16 protein-coding genes and 1 other RNA gene are annotated in these 17,436 nt (G+C 29.5%); all 17 read left to right on the top strand.

Annotation, left to right across the window (positions count from 1 at the left end; translation table 11 throughout):
* Window positions 1–238: 238 nt before the first annotated feature.
* The 17 genes from rpsB to rnpB all read left to right on the top strand — a co-directional run bounded on the left by rpsB (window position 239) and on the right by rnpB (window position 17,242).
* On the top strand, window positions 239–982 hold the full coding sequence (gene rpsB, locus E6771_RS11050) for a 30S ribosomal protein S2 (protein WP_316091381.1): 744 nt from the start codon (window positions 239–241) through the stop codon (window positions 980–982).
* 65 nt (window positions 983–1,047) lie between these two features.
* On the top strand, window positions 1,048–1,941 hold the full coding sequence (gene tsf / locus E6771_RS11055) for a translation elongation factor Ts (RefSeq protein ID WP_316091382.1): 894 nt from the start codon (window positions 1,048–1,050) through the stop codon (window positions 1,939–1,941).
* Between the two features lie 72 nt (window positions 1,942–2,013).
* Window positions 2,014–2,733, top strand: a complete 720-nt coding sequence (gene pyrH, locus E6771_RS11060; protein WP_096404415.1) for a UMP kinase — start codon at window positions 2,014–2,016, stop codon at window positions 2,731–2,733.
* Window positions 2,734–2,750: 17 nt separating this feature from the next.
* Entirely contained in the window at window positions 2,751–3,317 is a 567-nt protein-coding gene (gene frr, locus E6771_RS11065) for a ribosome recycling factor (RefSeq protein WP_316091383.1), read from the top strand.
* 211 nt (window positions 3,318–3,528) lie between these two features.
* A complete protein-coding gene (locus tag E6771_RS11070; RefSeq protein ID WP_316091384.1) occupies window positions 3,529–4,221 on the top strand; it encodes an isoprenyl transferase in 693 nt (230 codons plus the stop codon).
* Entirely contained in the window at window positions 4,214–5,038 is an 825-nt protein-coding gene (locus E6771_RS11075; protein WP_316091385.1) for a phosphatidate cytidylyltransferase, read from the top strand. The genes E6771_RS11070 and E6771_RS11075 overlap by 8 nt, the downstream gene beginning before the upstream one ends.
* A gap of 68 nt (window positions 5,039–5,106) precedes the next feature.
* Window positions 5,107–6,273 (top strand): 1-deoxy-D-xylulose-5-phosphate reductoisomerase, encoded by a 1,167-nt coding sequence (dxr, locus tag E6771_RS11080; protein ID WP_316091386.1) that lies wholly within the window; start codon window positions 5,107–5,109, stop codon window positions 6,271–6,273.
* A gap of 1 nt (window position 6,274) precedes the next feature.
* The gene (locus E6771_RS11085) at window positions 6,275–6,946 is read left to right on the top strand and encodes a thymidylate kinase (protein ID WP_316091387.1); all 672 of its coding nucleotides are present in this window, start codon (window positions 6,275–6,277) and stop codon (window positions 6,944–6,946) included.
* A gap of 15 nt (window positions 6,947–6,961) precedes the next feature.
* Window positions 6,962–7,981 carry a M50 family metallopeptidase gene (locus tag E6771_RS11090; protein ID WP_316091388.1) on the top strand — a complete coding sequence of 340 codons (1,020 nt, stop codon included), beginning with the start codon at window positions 6,962–6,964 and terminating at the stop codon, window positions 7,979–7,981.
* Between the two features lie 147 nt (window positions 7,982–8,128).
* Window positions 8,129–9,514: a sigma-54 dependent transcriptional regulator gene (locus E6771_RS11095; RefSeq protein ID WP_316091389.1), complete on the top strand. Its 1,386-nt coding sequence runs from the start codon at window positions 8,129–8,131 to the stop codon at window positions 9,512–9,514.
* An 81-nt stretch (window positions 9,515–9,595) separates the two neighbouring features.
* Window positions 9,596–11,329 (top strand): peptidylprolyl isomerase, encoded by a 1,734-nt coding sequence (locus E6771_RS11100; protein ID WP_316091390.1) that lies wholly within the window; start codon window positions 9,596–9,598, stop codon window positions 11,327–11,329.
* A gap of 243 nt (window positions 11,330–11,572) precedes the next feature.
* Window positions 11,573–13,348, top strand: coding sequence for a DNA primase (dnaG, locus tag E6771_RS11105; RefSeq protein WP_316091391.1), 1,776 nt, complete (start codon window positions 11,573–11,575; stop codon window positions 13,346–13,348).
* 23 nt (window positions 13,349–13,371) lie between these two features.
* On the top strand, window positions 13,372–14,604 hold the full coding sequence (gene rpoD, locus E6771_RS11110) for an RNA polymerase sigma factor RpoD (RefSeq protein ID WP_316091392.1): 1,233 nt from the start codon (window positions 13,372–13,374) through the stop codon (window positions 14,602–14,604).
* Between the two features lie 80 nt (window positions 14,605–14,684).
* Window positions 14,685–15,536, top strand: a complete 852-nt coding sequence (locus E6771_RS11115) for a sigma-70 family RNA polymerase sigma factor (RefSeq protein WP_316091393.1) — start codon at window positions 14,685–14,687, stop codon at window positions 15,534–15,536.
* Entirely contained in the window at window positions 15,533–16,312 is a 780-nt protein-coding gene (locus tag E6771_RS11120; protein WP_316091394.1) for a Nif3-like dinuclear metal center hexameric protein, read from the top strand. Before E6771_RS11115 ends, E6771_RS11120 begins: the two co-directional genes overlap by 4 nt.
* Window positions 16,313–16,323: 11 nt before the next feature.
* Window positions 16,324–16,887 (top strand): hypothetical protein, encoded by a 564-nt coding sequence (locus tag E6771_RS11125; protein WP_316091395.1) that lies wholly within the window; start codon window positions 16,324–16,326, stop codon window positions 16,885–16,887.
* Between the two features lie 10 nt (window positions 16,888–16,897).
* Window positions 16,898–17,242: RNase P RNA component class A (rnpB, locus tag E6771_RS11130), an RNA gene on the top strand.
* Window positions 17,243–17,436: the final 194 nt, after the last annotated feature.

Consider the following 17,436-nt stretch of genomic DNA (forward strand, 5'->3'; position numbering starts at 1 on the left):
AAGATATTTTTTAATATATTATATTATAAAGAGAAAGATAAATAAATAGAAAAGTATTTTATAAGAAAAAAGTATTTATCCTCTTAATCTCCTTGAAAATATTGACATTTACTAAAAAGTATGATAAAATAAACCGTTGTTTAAATACACACACTAGTTATTTCTAGGCAAGGTGTCTTTTAAGATGGCTTAGTTTTAAGGCTAGTGGAAGAAAAAAACCAAAATTTAGGAGGAAAAAATGGCAGTAATAACAATGAAACAATTATTAGAAGCTGGAGTTCACTTTGGACACCAAGCAAAAAGATGGAATCCAAAAATGGCTAAATACATTTTTACTGAAAGAAATGGAATCCATGTAATTGATTTACACAAATCTTTAAAGAAAATTGAGGAAGCTTATGCAGTTATAAGAGAAATCGCTGAGAATGGCGGAAAAGTTCTATTTGTAGGAACTAAAAAACAAGCTCAAGAAGCTGTAAAAGAACAAGCTGAAAGATCTGGAATGTACTATGTAAATAACAGATGGCTTGGGGGGATGTTAACTAACTTTGCTACTATCAAAACAAGAATAGACAGATTGAAAGAATTAGAAAAAATGGAAGCAGATGGAACTTTAGATACTGCTTATACTAAAAAAGAAGCAGCTAACTTCAGAAAAGAATTGGTTAAACTTTCTAAAAACCTTTCTGGAATTAAAGATATGAAAGATGTTCCACAAGCTATATTTATTGTAGACTGTAAGAAAGAAACTTTAGCAATTGTTGAAGCAGCTAACTTAGGAATTCCTGTATTTGCAATGATTGATACAAATGTAGATCCTGATTTAGTAACTTATCCAATTCCAGCTAATGATGATGCTATAAGATCAGTAAAACTTATATCTTCAGTTATTGCCAATGCAATTATTGAAGGAAATCAAGGTAAAGAAGTTAAAGAAGTAGCTTCTGAAGAAATCAATGTAGAAGAAGGATCAGCTGAGTAATTTTACATCAACTGAGACATAATTATAGAGGATTTAATAAAAACTATTTTTATTAGGAGGAAGACATGGCAGAAATAACAGCTAGTTTAGTTAAAGAACTAAGAGAAAGAACTGGTGCTGGAATGATGGATTGTAAAAAAGCACTAATGGAAATGAATGGGGATATGGATAAAGCCATAGACTATTTAAGAGAAAAAGGAATTGCAAAAGCAGTTAAAAAAGCAGGAAGAATTGCAGCAGAAGGATTAGTATTTGATGGAATATCAGCTGATCATAAAATGGCCGTATTAATTGAATTCAATTCTGAAACTGACTTTGTTGCTAAAAATGTAGAATTTACAGAGTTTGGTAAAAAATTAGCTCAGATAGCTATAGATAATAAAGCAACTACTTTAGAAGCTTTAAATGCTGTTGAATTTGTACCAGGAAAAACTGTTGCTGTAGCAGTAACTGATTTAATTGCTAAAATTGGTGAAAATATGAATATCAGAAGAATTCATGAAACTATTGCTAAGGATGGATTTGTTGCAACATACAGTCATTTGGGAGGAAAATTAGGAGTTATTGTTGAAATGACTGGAGAGCCTACTGAAGAAAATCTAGCAAAAGCTAAGGATATAGCTATGCATGTTGCAGCTATGGACCCTAAATATTTAGATTCATCTGAAGTTACAACTACAGATTTAGAGCATGAAAAAGAAATTGCTAGAAAACAATTAGAAGCTGAAGGAAAACCAGCTCAAATTATAGAAAAAATATTAATTGGAAAAATGAATAAATTCTATGAAGAAAACTGTTTAGTAGATCAAATCTATGTAAGAGCAGAAAATAAAGAAACTGTTGCTAAATTTGCAGCTCCTCTTAAAGTTGTATCTTTTGCTAGATATAAAGTTGGAGATGGAATAGAGAAAAAAGAAGAAGATTTCGCAGCAGAAGTTGCAGCTCAAATCAAAGGATAATATCAACAAAAGCATAAGGGGATGCATCAGCATCCCCATTTTTTTAAAAAAACATAAATTGTAGGAGGAGAGATGGAGAAGCCTTTTTATAAGAGAGTTTTGTTAAAACTTAGTGGTGAAGCTTTAATGGGAGATCAGGAATTTGGAATATCTTCAGATGTAATATATTCTTATGCTAGACAGATAAAAGAAATCGTTGATCTTGGTGTAGAAGTTTCTATAGTTATTGGTGGAGGAAACATATTCAGAGGAATATCTGGAGCTACTCAAGGGGTGGATAGAGTTACTGGAGATCATATGGGTATGCTTGCTACAGTTATCAATTCACTTGCTTTACAAAATGCAATAGAGAAGCTTGGAGTACCTACAAGAGTACAAACAGCCATAGAGATGCCTAAAATCGCTGAACCTTTTATTAAAAGAAAAGCTCAAAGACATTTAGAAAAAGGAAGAGTTGTAATATTTGGTGCAGGAACAGGAAATCCTTATTTCACAACTGATACAGCAGCAGCTTTGAGGGCTATTGAAATGAATACTGAAGCAGTTTTGAAAGCTACAAAAGTTGATGGTATTTATGATAAAGATCCTGTAAAATATGCAGATGCAGTTAAATATAATGTTGTAACTTATACTGAAGTTTTAAATAAAGATTTGAAGGTAATGGATGCTACAGCTATTTCTCTATGCAGAGAAAATAAATTACCTATTGTTGTTTTTAATTCTCTTGAAGAAGGAAATATAAAAAAGGTTATAATGGGAGAAAAAATAGGAACAGTCGTAGTGGCTGATTAAATCAGGAGGGAAAAGATATGACAGGACAAGATGTAGTTAAATTATGTAATGAAAAAATGGGAAAAGCAATAGAAGCAACAAAACATAAATTTACTTCTATTAGAGCTGGAAGAGCTAGTGTTTCTATGCTTGATAATATAAAAGTTGAACAATATGGATCTGAGATGCCTTTAAATCAAGTAGGTTCAGTTTCTGCTCCAGAAGCTAGACTACTTGTTATTGACCCATGGGATAAATCTCTCATTTCTAAAATAGAAAAAGCTATTATGGCTGCAAATCTAGGACTTACACCAAATAATGATGGTAAAGTTATCAGACTTGTAATGCCTGAACTTACTGCTGAAAGAAGAAAAGAATATGTGAAAATGGCTAAGACAGAAGCTGAAAATGGAAAAGTGGCAGTAAGAAATATAAGAAAAGATGGAAATAATGATCTTAAAAAACTTTCAAAGGATAAAGAAAATCCAATTTCTGAAGATGAAGTAAAAACTTTAGAAAATGAAATTCAAAAAATAACTGATGCTCATATCAAAGCAATAGATGAACTTTTTGCTAAAAAAGAAAAAGAGATTACAACTGTTTAACAATTAATTAAGTAATGCTAAAAAAGAGACTGATTTTTAAAAGGACCAATATTTTAGAAATTTTCTAGTAGAAAGATTAATAATAATTCTTTCATTTTTAAAATTTTTAATTATTAATATCCCTTTTTATTCAGGCTCTTTTTTATATTATATAGAAAAATTTCAATAAATATGGTAAAATTTACTGAATATATCAATGAGGTGATAGATAGTGGAGTCAAGAATTCCAAGTCATATAGCAATAATCATGGATGGAAATGGTAGATGGGCAGAAAAAAGAGGATTGCCTAGGACATTAGGACATAAAGAAGGTGCTGATGTATTAAGAAAGATAATAACTTATGCAGGAAGGATTGGAGTCAAATATCTTACTGTTTATGCTTTTTCAACAGAAAACTGGAAAAGAAGTAAGGAAGAAGTTGATACTTTAATGTTTCTCTTTAAAACATATTTAAAAAATGAAGAAAAAAATATAATGAAAAATAATGTGAGATTTTTGGTATCGGGAAGAAAAGATGGAGTAAGGTCATCACTTCTGGAAGCAATAGAAAAACTTGAAGATAAAAGTAAGGATAATACAGGCCTTATATTAAATATAGCATTTAATTATGGTGGAAGAGCAGAGATAATAGATGCTGTAAATTCTATTCTTAAATTGGGAATAGAGAATATAGATGAAGAAAAATTTTCAAAATATATGTATAATGATATACCTGATCCAGAATTACTCATAAGAACAAGTGGAGAGTTCAGAATATCAAATTTCTTGTTATGGCAGATAGCATATTCAGAAATATATATCACAGATGCATTATGGCCAGACTTTGATGAAAAGGAATTGGATAAAGCTATACAGAGTTACAATGAAAGAGACAGAAGATTTGGAGGAGTAAAAAATGCTTAGTAGAATAATGGTAGCCATAGTGGGAATTCCACTGCTTATCTACATATTATATCATGGAGGCTTTCCTTTGCTTCTTTTTGTAAATGTGATTGTAGGTATGGGAGCTTATGAATTTTATAATATGGCAGAGATGGGAGGAAAAAAACCTCATAAAATAGCAGGAATAATAGGAGCATTACTTATTCCCAATGTGTTATTCTTTAATGAATTAGGAACTTTATCAATAGATGTAACAGGATTATTGGCTTTTTTTGTTATATTTTTAATTGGTTACAGAGTATTTGAGAATAAGGTAGAAAATGCAAGTGTAGATATAGGGGAAACTATTCTAGGAGCATTATATATTTCTATACTTTTTTCTCATGTAATATTGATAAGTTTTCTTCCAAATGGAGGAAAATGGCTTTTAACAGTTCAAATAATGGTTTGGGTATGTGATAGTTTTGCATATTTTACAGGAATGACTATAGGAAGAAAGATATTTAATAGAGGATTCAGCAGTATCAGCCCTAAAAAATCCATAGAAGGCTCGATAGGTGGAACTATATTTACAATAGTTTCTCTGTATTTTCTTGAGAAATATTTTCATCTGCTTAATAATGGTGAACTTGGAATCTCTAACATAGTAATAATAGGAATATTTATAAGTATAATAGCTCAGCTTGGAGATTTAGGTGAATCTATGTTTAAAAGAGAATTTAAAGTAAAGGATTCAGGAAGTATTCTTAAAGGGCATGGAGGTATATTAGATAGATTTGATAGTATGCTTTTTGTAGCACCTACTGTTTACTATCTTTTGAAATTTATAGTATCATAATATAATATCTCATTGGGTGAAAGGATATTTCTGTTCGCCCAATTTTTTTCATAGGAGGAATTTAAAAAATGAAAAGAATAATAGTATTAGGAGCTACTGGAAGTATAGGAACTAATGCTTTAGAAGTAATAAGAAATGCAGGAGAAAAATTTAAAGTGGTAGCCCTAAGTGGTTATAAAAATCATAAACTGCTTTTGGAGCAGATAAGAGAGTTTGCTCCAGAATATGTTGCAGTAGGAACAGAAGAAGGATATAAAGAAATAAAGGCAGAATTTCCAAATATGAAAATATTTTTAGGAGAGGAAGGACTTAGAGAACTTGCCATGTTGAAAGATTATGATATACTTCTTAGTGCTGTCAGTGGAGCTGTAGGAATAGAAGCTACAGTTGAAGGAATAAAAAACAGTAAAAGAATAGCACTTGCCAATAAAGAGACTATGGTAGCTGCAGGTTCATATATAAATCGTCTTCTTGGAGAGTATCCAAAGGCTGAAATAATTCCTGTAGATAGTGAACATTCAGCTATATTTCAATCTCTGTTAGGAGGAAAGAAAAAAGAAGTTGAAAAAATAATAATAACAGCTAGTGGAGGAACTTTCAGAGGAAAGAAAAAAGAAGAATTGAAAAAAGTGAAAGTAGAAGATGCTTTAAGACATCCAAACTGGTCTATGGGTAAAAAAATAACTATTGATTCATCTTCTCTTGTAAATAAAGGACTTGAAGTAATTGAAGCTCATGAGCTTTTTGGAGTTGATTATGATCATATAGATGTTTTAGTACATCCTCAAAGTGTAATACATTCAATGGTGCAATTTAATGATAAGTCAGTGATAGCTCAGCTGGGAGTACCTGATATGAAGCTTCCTATTCAATATGCCTTTACTTATCCTAAAAGAGCAGCAAATACTATATTTGAAGCATTGGATTTTATAAAAGTATCGACTCTTACATTTGAAAGAGTTGATGATGAAACTTTTAGAGGAGTAGAACTTGCATATAAGGCAGGAAAAGCTGGAAAATCTATGCCAGCTGTATTTAATGCAGCTAATGAAGTAGCAGTAGAATTATTTATGAAAGGGAAAATAGGATTTCTCGTTATATATGAAATAATAGAAGAATCTATGGACAGGCATGAATTGGTAGAGATTGATAGTGTAGAAACGGTTAAAAGAGTAGATAAAGAAACAAGAAACTGGGTCTACAGCAAGTATGGAAAATGTAAGGGAGAAAAATAAAATGGGAAAACTTATAGTTATAGAAGGAACAGACTCTAGTGGAAAGGAAACACAGACAAAAAAACTTTTTGAAAGACTCCTAAATGAAAAATATAATATAAAAAAAATATCTTTTCCAAATTATGACAGCCCTGCATGTGAACCTGTAAAAATGTATCTGGCAGGGAAATTTGGAGAAGATCCAATGAAAGTGAATCCTTATCCTATATCAATGATGTATGCAATTGACAGATATGCTTCGTATAAAATGGATTGGGAAAAATTCTATCAAGAAGATGGAATAATAGTAACAGACAGATATGTCACTTCTAATATGGTACATCAGGCCTCTAAAATAATAGATGAAGCAGAAAAAAATATATATTTAAATTGGTTGGATGAATTGGAATATGATAAAATGGATATTCCAAGACCAGATCTTATAATATTTTTAAATATGCCTACAGAAATGGCAATAAAGCTTATGAAAGAAAGAAATAATAAAATAACTGGTGAACAGAGAAAAGATATTCATGAAAGAGATGCAGTTTATTTGGAAAAATCTCATACAAATGCTTGCAATATTGCTAAAAAGTATGGATGGAAAGAGATAAAATGTACAGATGGAGAGAAACTTAAAACTATAGATGAAATAGGAGAAGAGATATATAAATTAGTCAGAAATATCATCTGATAGATGGAGGAAAGAATGAACATATTAATAGCTATTCTGGTTTTGGGAATAATAATATTTATACATGAACTTGGACATTTTCTTACAGCTAAATTTTTTAAAATGCCTGTAAGTGAATTTTCAATTGGAATGGGTCCGCAAGTGTACTCATATGAAACAATAAAAACAACATATTCTTTTAGAGCTATTCCCCTTGGAGGATTTGTAAATATAGAAGGAATGGAAGTAGGAAGTAAAGTTGAAGATGGTTTTAATAGTAAATCACCTTTAGCTAGATTTATAGTACTTTTTGCAGGAGTATTTATGAACTTTCTTCTTGCATTTCTATTGATTTTTTCTATGATTTATTCTCATGGAAAATATATTCAAAATAAAGAAGCTGTAATAGGAAGTGTACTCCCTGAAAGCAAAGGAAGTAAGGTTATTTTTCCAAAAGATAAGATTTTAAAAATAAATGGAATAGAAATAAAGGAATGGAATGATATAGGAAGGGTACTTACAGAAAAAGACCCTAAACTTCCTATACAAGTGGAATTAGAAAGAGATGGTAAGTTAGAAAATATAGATCTTGAGCTTACAGAAGATCCAGAAACAAAAAGATATATTGTAGGAATACTTCCTGAGTATACCATAGAAAAATATGGAGCTGGAGAAGCAGCAAAAGCAAGTTTTTTAAGTTTTAAAAAGATCTTTTCTGATACATTGGGAGGGTTAAAACTTATTGTAAGCGGAAAAGTAAAATCAGAGGAAATAAGTGGACCAATTGGTATAATAAAAGTAGTAGGAGATGCTTCCAAAGAAGGCGTGGGAATATTGATATGGCTCACAGCACTTTTATCAGTGAATGTAGGAATTTTAAATCTTATGCCTCTACCAGCTTTAGATGGTGGAAGAATACTTTTTGTTATTTTAGAACTAATAGGTGTAAAAGTAAATAAAAAGTTTGAGGAAAGATTACATACTGCTGGAATGTTAATACTTTTTGCATTTATTTTTTACATAACAGCAAATGATATTTTTAATTTGACAAGATAGCTGTAATTCAGGGATATAGTACAGTATATTGTAAATTATTAAAAATAGTCTTGAAAAAATACAGATTATCTATTATAATACATTATAATAGAAAACCATAAATTATGAATTATTTTTGAAAGATATATAAAATAGGGAGGCCAAATTATGAAGAATGCTATATTAGCTATTTCAGAGAGAAAGGAAACGTTAAAACAAATAAGAAAAGAACTTTCAGAACAATATGAAATCATAACATTCAATAATCTTTTAGATGCACTGGATATGCTTAGAGAAAGTGATTTTGATATTGTTTTATTAGATGAATATCTGACATGGTTCAATTTTGCAGAAGCTAAAAGAAAATTAAATGGAATTGGAAAAGATTTTGTTGTTGTAGGATTATTAGATGATGAAAATGAAGAATTACTTCAAGAATTAAAAAATGCAGATATTTATAATTATCTAATGAAACCAGTAGAGTTGAGAGAGATGAACAGAATTATAATGCCGGCTCTTAAAAACTTGGAAATATTAAAAGAGAAAAGAAAGCTTGAAGAAAAATTATTAAGTACTGAAGAAGAAAGTGAAATAGTAGGGCAATCTTCAAGAATTAAAGACGTAAAAAATCTTATAGAAAAAGTAGCTGAAAGTGATCTTACAGTTCTTATAACAGGTGAAAATGGAATTGGAAAAGAGCTTGTAGCTAAAGAAATATACAAAAAAAGTGACAGAAGAAAGAACAACTACATAGTAGTAAGTTGTGCATCTATGCCAGAAGAAACTATGGAAAGAGAACTCTTCGGATTTGAAAGAGGAGCTTTTACAGGGGCTAATTCCAGCAAAAAAGGATTATTAGAAGAAGCTGATGGTGGAACTATGTTCCTTGATGATATTTCAGCTATGGATATTAAAATCCAAGCTAAACTTTTAAGAGTTATTGAGTATGGTGAATTGAGAAGAGTTGGAGGAAACAAGACTAGAAGAGTAGATGTCAGATTCATTGTAGCTAGTGATAAAGATCTTAAAGATGAAACTGAAAAAGGAAAATTTAGAAAAGATTTGTACCATAGATTAACTGTGTTTCCAATAGAAGTACCACCATTAAGAGAGAGAAAAGAGGATGTACCTCTTCTTGCTAATTACTTCTTAAATAAAATAGTGAGAGAGCTTCATAGAGATACCCCTGTTATTTCAGGAGAAGCAATGAAGTACTTGATGGAGTATTCATATCCAGGAAATATAAGAGAACTTAGAAATATGATAGAAAGAATGGTAATTCTTTCTACTGATAAGATAATAGGTGTGGAAGACCTTCCGCTTGAAATAAAAATGAAATCTGATACTGTTGAAAATAAAACAGTAGTAGGAGTAGGACCATTAAAAGATATTCTTGAACAGGAAATATACAGTCTTGCAGATGTTGAAAAAGTAGTTATTGCTATAGCATTGCAAAAAACTAGATGGAATAAACAAGAAACTTCTAAACTTCTTGGAATTGGAAGAACTACTCTTTATGAAAAAATTAGAAAATATGGTTTGGATTTTAAATAGAGAGAAGTAAAGTAAATAACAAGAAAGAACTAACTAAAAGAAGGGGGAAAATTACCAGTTTTGGCTGGTAATACATTGATTATGGCAATTAGAAAATTTCGTAAACAAATGAAGCCTATTATCTGGTTGGTGACTATCCTTATGGTATTAGGTGGTGGATATGCTACTTTATCAGGGCTTATAGGAAGTATGAACAGTGGCAGCTCAAATTATGCTTTTAAATTGAATGGAAATAAAATATCTAAATTTGAGGTAGAGAAAACAAAAGCTACAATGATTGATGGATATTCAAGATATCTAGGGGATAAAGTAGATAGAAGTCTTATAGACGTTTTAGCTTTTGATGAGGTTGTAAATAAGAATCTTACATTAGAAATGGCAGGTAAATTAAAAGTTAAAGTTTCTAATGGAGATGTAAATGCCCAATATGATAAAATAGAAAATTCCATTGGAAATAGAGACCAATTTAAAAGAATGCTTCAAGTACAAGGGTATACTAAAAATACTTTCAAAAAAGAGCTGAAAGATAATCTTACAATAGAAAAAACTCTTGCTAAAATACAAGAAGGAATTAATCCTAGTGATGACGAAATAAATAAGTACTATGAAGATAATCTATATATCAGATTTTCTGGAAAACCTTTATCTGATGTAAAGAGTGAAGTAATAACTGATTTAAAACAAACTAAGGGGATAGAAGAATATGTTCTTCTCCTTAATAAAGCCAGAAAGGAAATGAAACTAGAAAATGTTTCAGAAGAATATAAAGCATATGTTGAGAGAAATGAAATGGAAGAGGATGGTTTTGCAGTATCTAATATAGAAATGGCAAAAAGAACTCTTAATAATCTATTTATTACTAATGGTGACAGAGAGAAAGCTAGAGAATTAGCTAAGGAATATTACAAAGCTCAAATAAAATTAGCTAAGATAGCTATTGAAAGAGGAATAAAAGTAGATGAGACACTTCCTCTTGATTATAAATTTGAAGAGTATAAGAAAGGACTTTTTGAAAATATAAAAAATTCATTAAATCCAACTGATATTCAATTAAAAGAATATTTTGAAAAGAATAAACTTGTATATGACACTTTTCCAAGTGCTGATTCATATATAGCTATTTTAAAAGTTGATCCTTCAGCAGAAGACAAAGCAGCAGCAAAAACAAGAGCAGAAGAGTTATTAAAAACTCTTACTCCTGAAAATTTTGCTGAGACAGCAAAAAAGAATTCTGATGGACCAAGTTCACCAAATGGTGGAGATTTAGGATGGTTTTCTAAAAAAGATATGGTTGAACCTTTTCAAAAAGCTGTATTTGCAGGAGAAATAGGAAAAATATATCCAGAACCTGTAGAGACTATTTTTGGACAGCATTTGATATATATAGAAGATAGAAAAGATGATGAAGAAAGAGCTAAAGCAAGTCATATTCTTATTGTTCCTAAAATTTCTGAGGAAACTCTTAATACTAAAAAAGATGAAATAGATGCAGTAAAAGAAAAACTAGCAAATGGTACAATAAATTTTGAAACTCTTTCAAAGGAAAATAAAGATGTCCTTCAAAGTGCTTTATTTTCTAAAATAGATGATGCAGGGTATATTCCAGGACTAGGGTATAATGAATCACTTACAAAATTAATATTTGATACTCCTATAAATAATGTTCAAACAGCTCTTATTGAAGATAAATTCTATATTATTAAGAAAATAAATGAAGTAAAATATAAAGCAGCTGATTTTGTTGAGTTAAAAGATAGAGTTAAAGAAGATTATCTTAATTCAAAAACTCAAGAAGAACTAAAAAAGCTTATTTAGGTAATTGATATACAAAAAGAGAATGACCTAAAATTTTATTTTGGGTTACTCTCTTTTTTATATTCTTATGGAAAAAAATTTGATTATTTCTAAAAAATGTATTATACTAAAGAATAACGGAAAAATATTTTCTGTGTTTTAATATAACTTTTTATTTCCAGAATAAAGATATGTATAAAAGGGAGAGCCTAATGAAGAAATTGAAAACTGAGCATAATAATGAAAATAAAACAGTGATTACAAGTGAGATATAGGTCTGAAGACATAGATATGCTGATAGAAAGCCTCAGAATAGAAGAGGTAGTTGGCGAATTTGTAGAACTGAAAAAATCGGGCTCAAGTTATAAGGGATTATGTCCTTTCCATCAAGATACCTCTCCTTCTTTTATGGTCAGTCCAAGTAAAAATATATGTAAATGTTTTGTTTGTGGGGCTGGGGGAAATCCTATAAAATTTTATTCTGAATATAAAAAGATAAGCTTTATAGAAGCTGTTGAAGAACTTTCTAAAAAATATGGAATACCTATAAAAGGAATCAGAAACAGCAGAAAAAATGAAGAGAATTATGAAAAATACTATAAAATAATGGAAGATGCTCACAGCTTTTTTAAGGAATATATTTTTTCTAATAGTGGAAGAGAGGCTATGGAATATTTGGTATCCAGAAAGCTCAATTCAAAAATTATAAAAGATAATGAATTGGGATTTGCTCCAAATAAATGGAATGAGCTCAATGATTATCTTGTCAGTAAGGGATATGAATTAAAAGATCTGATTGCTTTAGGCCTTGTAAAAGAGAGTGAAAATGGACAGTATGATGTATTCAGAAATAGAATTATATTTCCAATTTATTCTCCAGTAGGTAAAATAATAGCTTTTGGAGGAAGAACCCTTGAAAATAATAAGGAAATTCCTAAATACATAAATTCTCCAGATACACCTATTTTTAAAAAAGGGAAGAATCTATATGGACTGGAACGAGGAAGCATGATTAAGAAAAAAAATTATGCTATGCTCATGGAAGGATATATGGATGTATTATCAGGATATTTATATGGATTTGATGTAGCTTTGGCTCCTTTGGGAACAGCTTTGACTGAGGAGCAGGGAAAACTTCTAAAAAGATATACTTCTAATATAATACTTTCTTTTGACTCAGATGCAGCAGGACAGTCAGCAACTGAAAGAGCTGGAATGATATTGAAGGCATTAGGTTTTAATATCAGAGTTCTAGTTCTGGAAGGAGCAAAGGATCCTGATGAATATTTAAAACTGTATGGAAAAGAAAGTTTTTTAAAGTGTGTGAAAAATTCTGTTGAAATATTTGACTTCTTATTTAAATATTATTCTAAAGAATATGATCTTAGTAATATGATGTCTAAACAGAATTTTATAAATAGATTTAAAGAATTTTTTCAGAGTGTTGAGACTGATCTTGAAAAGAGCTTGTACTTAGACAAGTTATCTAAACAACTAAGCATTGAAAAAGATATACTTAAAGAGACTTTGGTAGTTAAAAATAGGAAAAAATCAAGGAAAGTAGAAGGAATTACAGAAGATATAAGTATATCAAAAGAAGAAACAGCAAGTAAATTAGAAGAACTAACACTTGGACTTATTATAGCTAAAAATGAATATTTTGAATATTTTAAAAATAAGAATATAAAAGGCTCTTTAACTAAAAAAATTTTTCAGTATCTTAAAGAAAAAGATGATGAATCAAATATAGTGAGAGAATTTAAAGATAGTGTTGAATTGACAATATCTGAAACAGAGGAATGGGAAATTATAATCTGTATGGTTATAAATGATTTTTCCAATGATGATAGAACAAATAAATTATTAGAAGAGATATTTATATCTTGGTTTAGGATAGAATTGAAAGAAAAACAAAAGAATAGAGAAAATATTAGTAAAACAATAGAGCTTAAAAGCATCGAATTAAAATTGAATGCAACTAATGATTTTTCAAAAATACTGGATATATATAAAGAATATGAGGAAATAGTTAATCTATAATTTTTTAGAGGAGGCTTCAAATAATGAGAGAGTTTATAAAAAATGAGAAGGTTCTTTCTTTAGTCAGAAAAGCAATGGAAAATAAGTTTATAACTTATGAGGAAATAAATGAAGAATTAAAGAGTGATTTTCCAGTAGAAAAAATTGATCAGCTAATAACAGGAATGATGGAACAAGGGATTGAGATTGTAAGACAAGAAGATTTGGAAAAAGAAAAAAAACTTGCAGCATCTTTAAAAAAAGATGAAGAACTTATTTCAAAAACTCAAAATAAAGAGGAGTTTTCTGATGAAGATGAAATAGATGATATTTTAGATGAAAGAACAGAAGATTTAGATGATTTTGAACATTTTAATCCAGAAGAATTGGAAGAAATAAGTGAAGATGAACTTGTAAGTGATGATTTGTTTAATCTTTCTGGGGATATGAAAGTTGATGAACCTATAAAAATGTATCTTCGTGAAATAGGACAGATACCATTGCTTAGTCATGATGAAGAACTGGAATACGCTAAAAGAGCCTTAGAGGGAGATGAATGGGCAAGTAAACAACTCATAGAAGCCAATCTCAGACTGGTTGTAAGTATAGCTAAAAAGCATACCAATAGAGGACTTAAACTTCTTGATCTTATTCAAGAAGGAAATATAGGCTTAATGAAAGCTGTTGAAAAATTTGAATATAGCAAAGGATACAAATTTTCTACATATGCTACTTGGTGGATAAGACAAGCTATAACAAGAGCTATTGCTGATCAAGGTAGAACAATAAGAATTCCAGTACATATGATAGAAACTATAAACAAAATAAAAAAAGAAGCAAGAATTTATTTGCAAGAAACAGGTAAAGATGCCACTCCAGAAGTTTTAGGTGAAAGACTAGGGATGGAAGTAGATAAAGTAAAAGCTATTCAAGAGATGAATCAAGATCCTATATCTCTTGAAACTCCAGTAGGAAGCGAAGAAGATAGTGAATTAGGAGACTTTGTAGAAGATCATAAAATGCTTAATCCATATGAACTTACAAATAGATCACTTCTTAGGGAACAACTCAATGGAGTATTGAATACTCTTAGCAGCAGAGAAGAAAGAGTTTTAAGATATAGATATGGATTAGATGATGGTTCACCTAAGACATTAGAAGAAGTAGGGAAAATATTTAAAGTGACAAGAGAGAGAATAAGACAGATAGAAGTAAAAGCTTTAAGAAAACTTAGACATCCAAGCAGAAGAAAAAAATTAGAAGATTTTAAAGTATAAAAATTTGAGGGAGCCCCAAGAGATAAATAGAGTTATTTGGGGATTCCCTCATTTTTGCCTGCAAATATTATGGAGGGAATATGCAAATATTAAGTGTCAAAGAACTGGAAAAAGAAATAATTGGTAATTATAAAGATGATGATGATTTTAGAGAATTTTTAGATGAGAATTCAGGTAAAGAGTTGAAGTTTGACAGTCATCATACTGGTTCAAAGGAACCTGAGGATATAAATGAATTCGCAGAGGAAACTGTCATTGATTATCTGGAAGAACTTTCCAATATGGAAGTGATAAGTGATTATGAAGAAGATAATTATTTGAAAGATATAAGGGAATCAGATAAAGAAAAGATAATAGTAAAAAATCTTAATGAAGTAGCTTCTATAGCCTTTAATTATGTAAAAATAGGAATAGGATACATGGACATAGTACAAGAAGGAACAGTTGGACTGATAAAAGCTATTGATTATTTTGATTCTGATAAAAATGGAGATTTTAAAAATTATTCTAAATATTGGATAGCAAGAGAAATTATATTGTATATAGAAAATAAAGTGGAAGATATTAGAAATGAATTTAAAAATTTCTTTAGGAGAAAAAAAGATAATTTTGGAAAAATGCATGAACATGATCATAGAGAGGAGTATCATGATGAAGTACATTTAAAAGAAGAGGATCTTCTTCCTACACTAGAGGCTATTGAGAAAAAGGAAAAAATGGTAGAGAAAAAAATAGATTTTTTTACTTTAGAAAATAGATTAGGTGAGAAACAAATAGAAGTTTTAAATTATTATTTTGGATTTGGGAAAGATAAGAGATATTCTATCTTTGAAATTGAAGATATTTTAAAATTAGAAAATGGGCAGGGAGAAGAATTATTTCAAAGTGCTCTTCTGATACTTTCAACAGTAGAAGGGAAGATGTTTTTATGATAACTAAAAAGATAATAAATTTTCTAGAGGAAAAATATCCTAAAGATAATGCTGAAGAATGGGATAATGTAGGATTGTTAGTTGGTGATAATAATAAAGATATAAAAAAAATTCAGATATCTATAGATGCTACAGAAAAAGCTATAGATTATGCAGTTAAAAATGAAATAGATATGATAATAACTCATCATCCTCTGATATTTAAACCATTAAAATCTATTGTAATGTCTGAACTTCCTGGAAGGAAAGTTATAAAACTTATAAAGAGTGGAATAAATTTATATTCTATTCATACTAACCTTGATTCTTCAAAATCTGGTTTGAACGACTATATTCTTGAATTGCTTGAAATAAAAGAATACAAGATAATAGATATAAATGAAAATGATGAAATGGCAGGAATAGGAAGAATTTATTCTTTAGATAATAAAATAACTATTTCAGAATATGCTGATTTTATTAAAGAAAAAATGAAAATAAAAAATGTAAGAATAATAAGTAGTGATATAGAAACAAATATAAAAAAAATAGCTTTAATCAATGGTTCTGGAATGAGTTATTGGCGAAAAGTAAAGTCTTTAGGAGCAGAACTTTTTATAACTGGAGATATAAGTTATCATGATGCATTAGATGCTAAAGAAGCTGGATTAAATCTTATAGATATTGGACATTTTGAAAGTGAGAATTGCTTTTCAGAACTTTTAAAAGAAAAATTAAGAGAGATGGGATTAGAAATATCAATATTTAATGATGGTCCTATTTTTGAAAATTATTAAGGAGAAAAATTGTGAAAAAAACTTTTTTTATAATAGGAATATTAACAATATTTAATACTTCTTTTGCCAGACTCAATGACAATTTAAAAATTTTTTCTCAAGATGAAAAAATAAAAGTAGAAAGTAAAATAACTGAATTGGAAGATAAGAGGAAACTTCACATATATGTGAATACACTTCCAACAGATGAAGGGTTCAGTGTAGAAGATCCAGAAAAAATTATCATATTAAATATAAAAAAAGATGATTCTGGAAAAGGGAAAATTGAATTAAGTTTTTCAAAAGATATAAATGTAGAAGAATATCAAGAAAGAATAAATCTTGTCTTAGAAAATGCTGAGAATACTTTATCAAAAGGGGAAGCTGGAAATTATGCTATAGAAATTTTAGATGGAATAGATGGAGTGCTGGATAAAGTCAATGTGGAAGAGCCAATAGTTATAGAAGAAGAAATTATTAATGAAGAAAAAAATTCATTTTTTATAGGAATGGGTATTGCATTTTTTGTAATATTTGCTATTATATTAAGAGTGTTTTCAATGAATAAAAAAAGAGACAAGAAAAAATTAAAATAAAAAATAATTTTAAGGTATTAGAGTTGATCGCTGCTTGAGTAATCAAGGAGAGGAAAGTCCGGACTCCACAGAGCAAGAGGGCAGCTAACAGCTGCTAAAGGTAACTTTAAGGAAAGTGCCACAGAAAACAAACCGCTATATTTATATGGTAAGGGTGAAAAGGTGGTGTAAGAGACCACCAGTTTCTTAGGAGACTAAGAAAGCTAGGTAAACCCCCTCTGGAGCAAGGCTAAATAGGAAAGTAGAAAGGGCTGCTCGTCCTCTTTCAGGGTAAGCTGCTTGATACCATAAGCAATTATGGGGTTAGATAAATGATCAGCAAATACAAAACCCGGCTTATTTAATGCCTTAAATTTTTTAAAAAAAAAGTAAAAAAGATATTGACGGAATCTAAAAATTATGGTATTATAATTCTTGTCCACGATAAAAGGGGACAGAGAATAAAAACGTTAAAAAAGGACATTAACAACAGAATAGAGAGAGAAGAAAAAATCAACAAACAATAAATAGGTGTAAATAATCAGTTAAAAAAACTGAGTAAATAGATTG

The sequence above is a fragment of the Fusobacterium sp. genome, from assembly GCF_032477075.1.
GTDB lineage: Bacteria > Fusobacteriota > Fusobacteriia > Fusobacteriales > Fusobacteriaceae > Fusobacterium_A.

Coding starts and splice junctions, on each gene's coding strand:
- rpsB (WP_316091381.1), top strand. CDS start 239: ATGGCAGTAATAACAATGAAACAATTATTAGAAGCTGGAGTTCACTTT.
- tsf (WP_316091382.1), top strand. CDS start 1,048: ATGGCAGAAATAACAGCTAGTTTAGTTAAAGAACTAAGAGAAAGAACT.
- pyrH (WP_096404415.1), top strand. CDS start 2,014: ATGGAGAAGCCTTTTTATAAGAGAGTTTTGTTAAAACTTAGTGGTGAA.
- frr (WP_316091383.1), top strand. CDS start 2,751: ATGACAGGACAAGATGTAGTTAAATTATGTAATGAAAAAATGGGAAAA.
- E6771_RS11075 (WP_316091385.1), top strand. CDS start 4,214: ATGCTTAGTAGAATAATGGTAGCCATAGTGGGAATTCCACTGCTTATC.
- dxr (WP_316091386.1), top strand. CDS start 5,107: ATGAAAAGAATAATAGTATTAGGAGCTACTGGAAGTATAGGAACTAAT.
- E6771_RS11085 (WP_316091387.1), top strand. CDS start 6,275: ATGGGAAAACTTATAGTTATAGAAGGAACAGACTCTAGTGGAAAGGAA.
- E6771_RS11090 (WP_316091388.1), top strand. CDS start 6,962: ATGAACATATTAATAGCTATTCTGGTTTTGGGAATAATAATATTTATA.
- E6771_RS11095 (WP_316091389.1), top strand. CDS start 8,129: ATGAAGAATGCTATATTAGCTATTTCAGAGAGAAAGGAAACGTTAAAA.
- E6771_RS11100 (WP_316091390.1), top strand. CDS start 9,596: ATGGCAATTAGAAAATTTCGTAAACAAATGAAGCCTATTATCTGGTTG.
- rpoD (WP_316091392.1), top strand. CDS start 13,372: ATGAGAGAGTTTATAAAAAATGAGAAGGTTCTTTCTTTAGTCAGAAAA.
- E6771_RS11115 (WP_316091393.1), top strand. CDS start 14,685: ATGCAAATATTAAGTGTCAAAGAACTGGAAAAAGAAATAATTGGTAAT.
- E6771_RS11120 (WP_316091394.1), top strand. CDS start 15,533: ATGATAACTAAAAAGATAATAAATTTTCTAGAGGAAAAATATCCTAAA.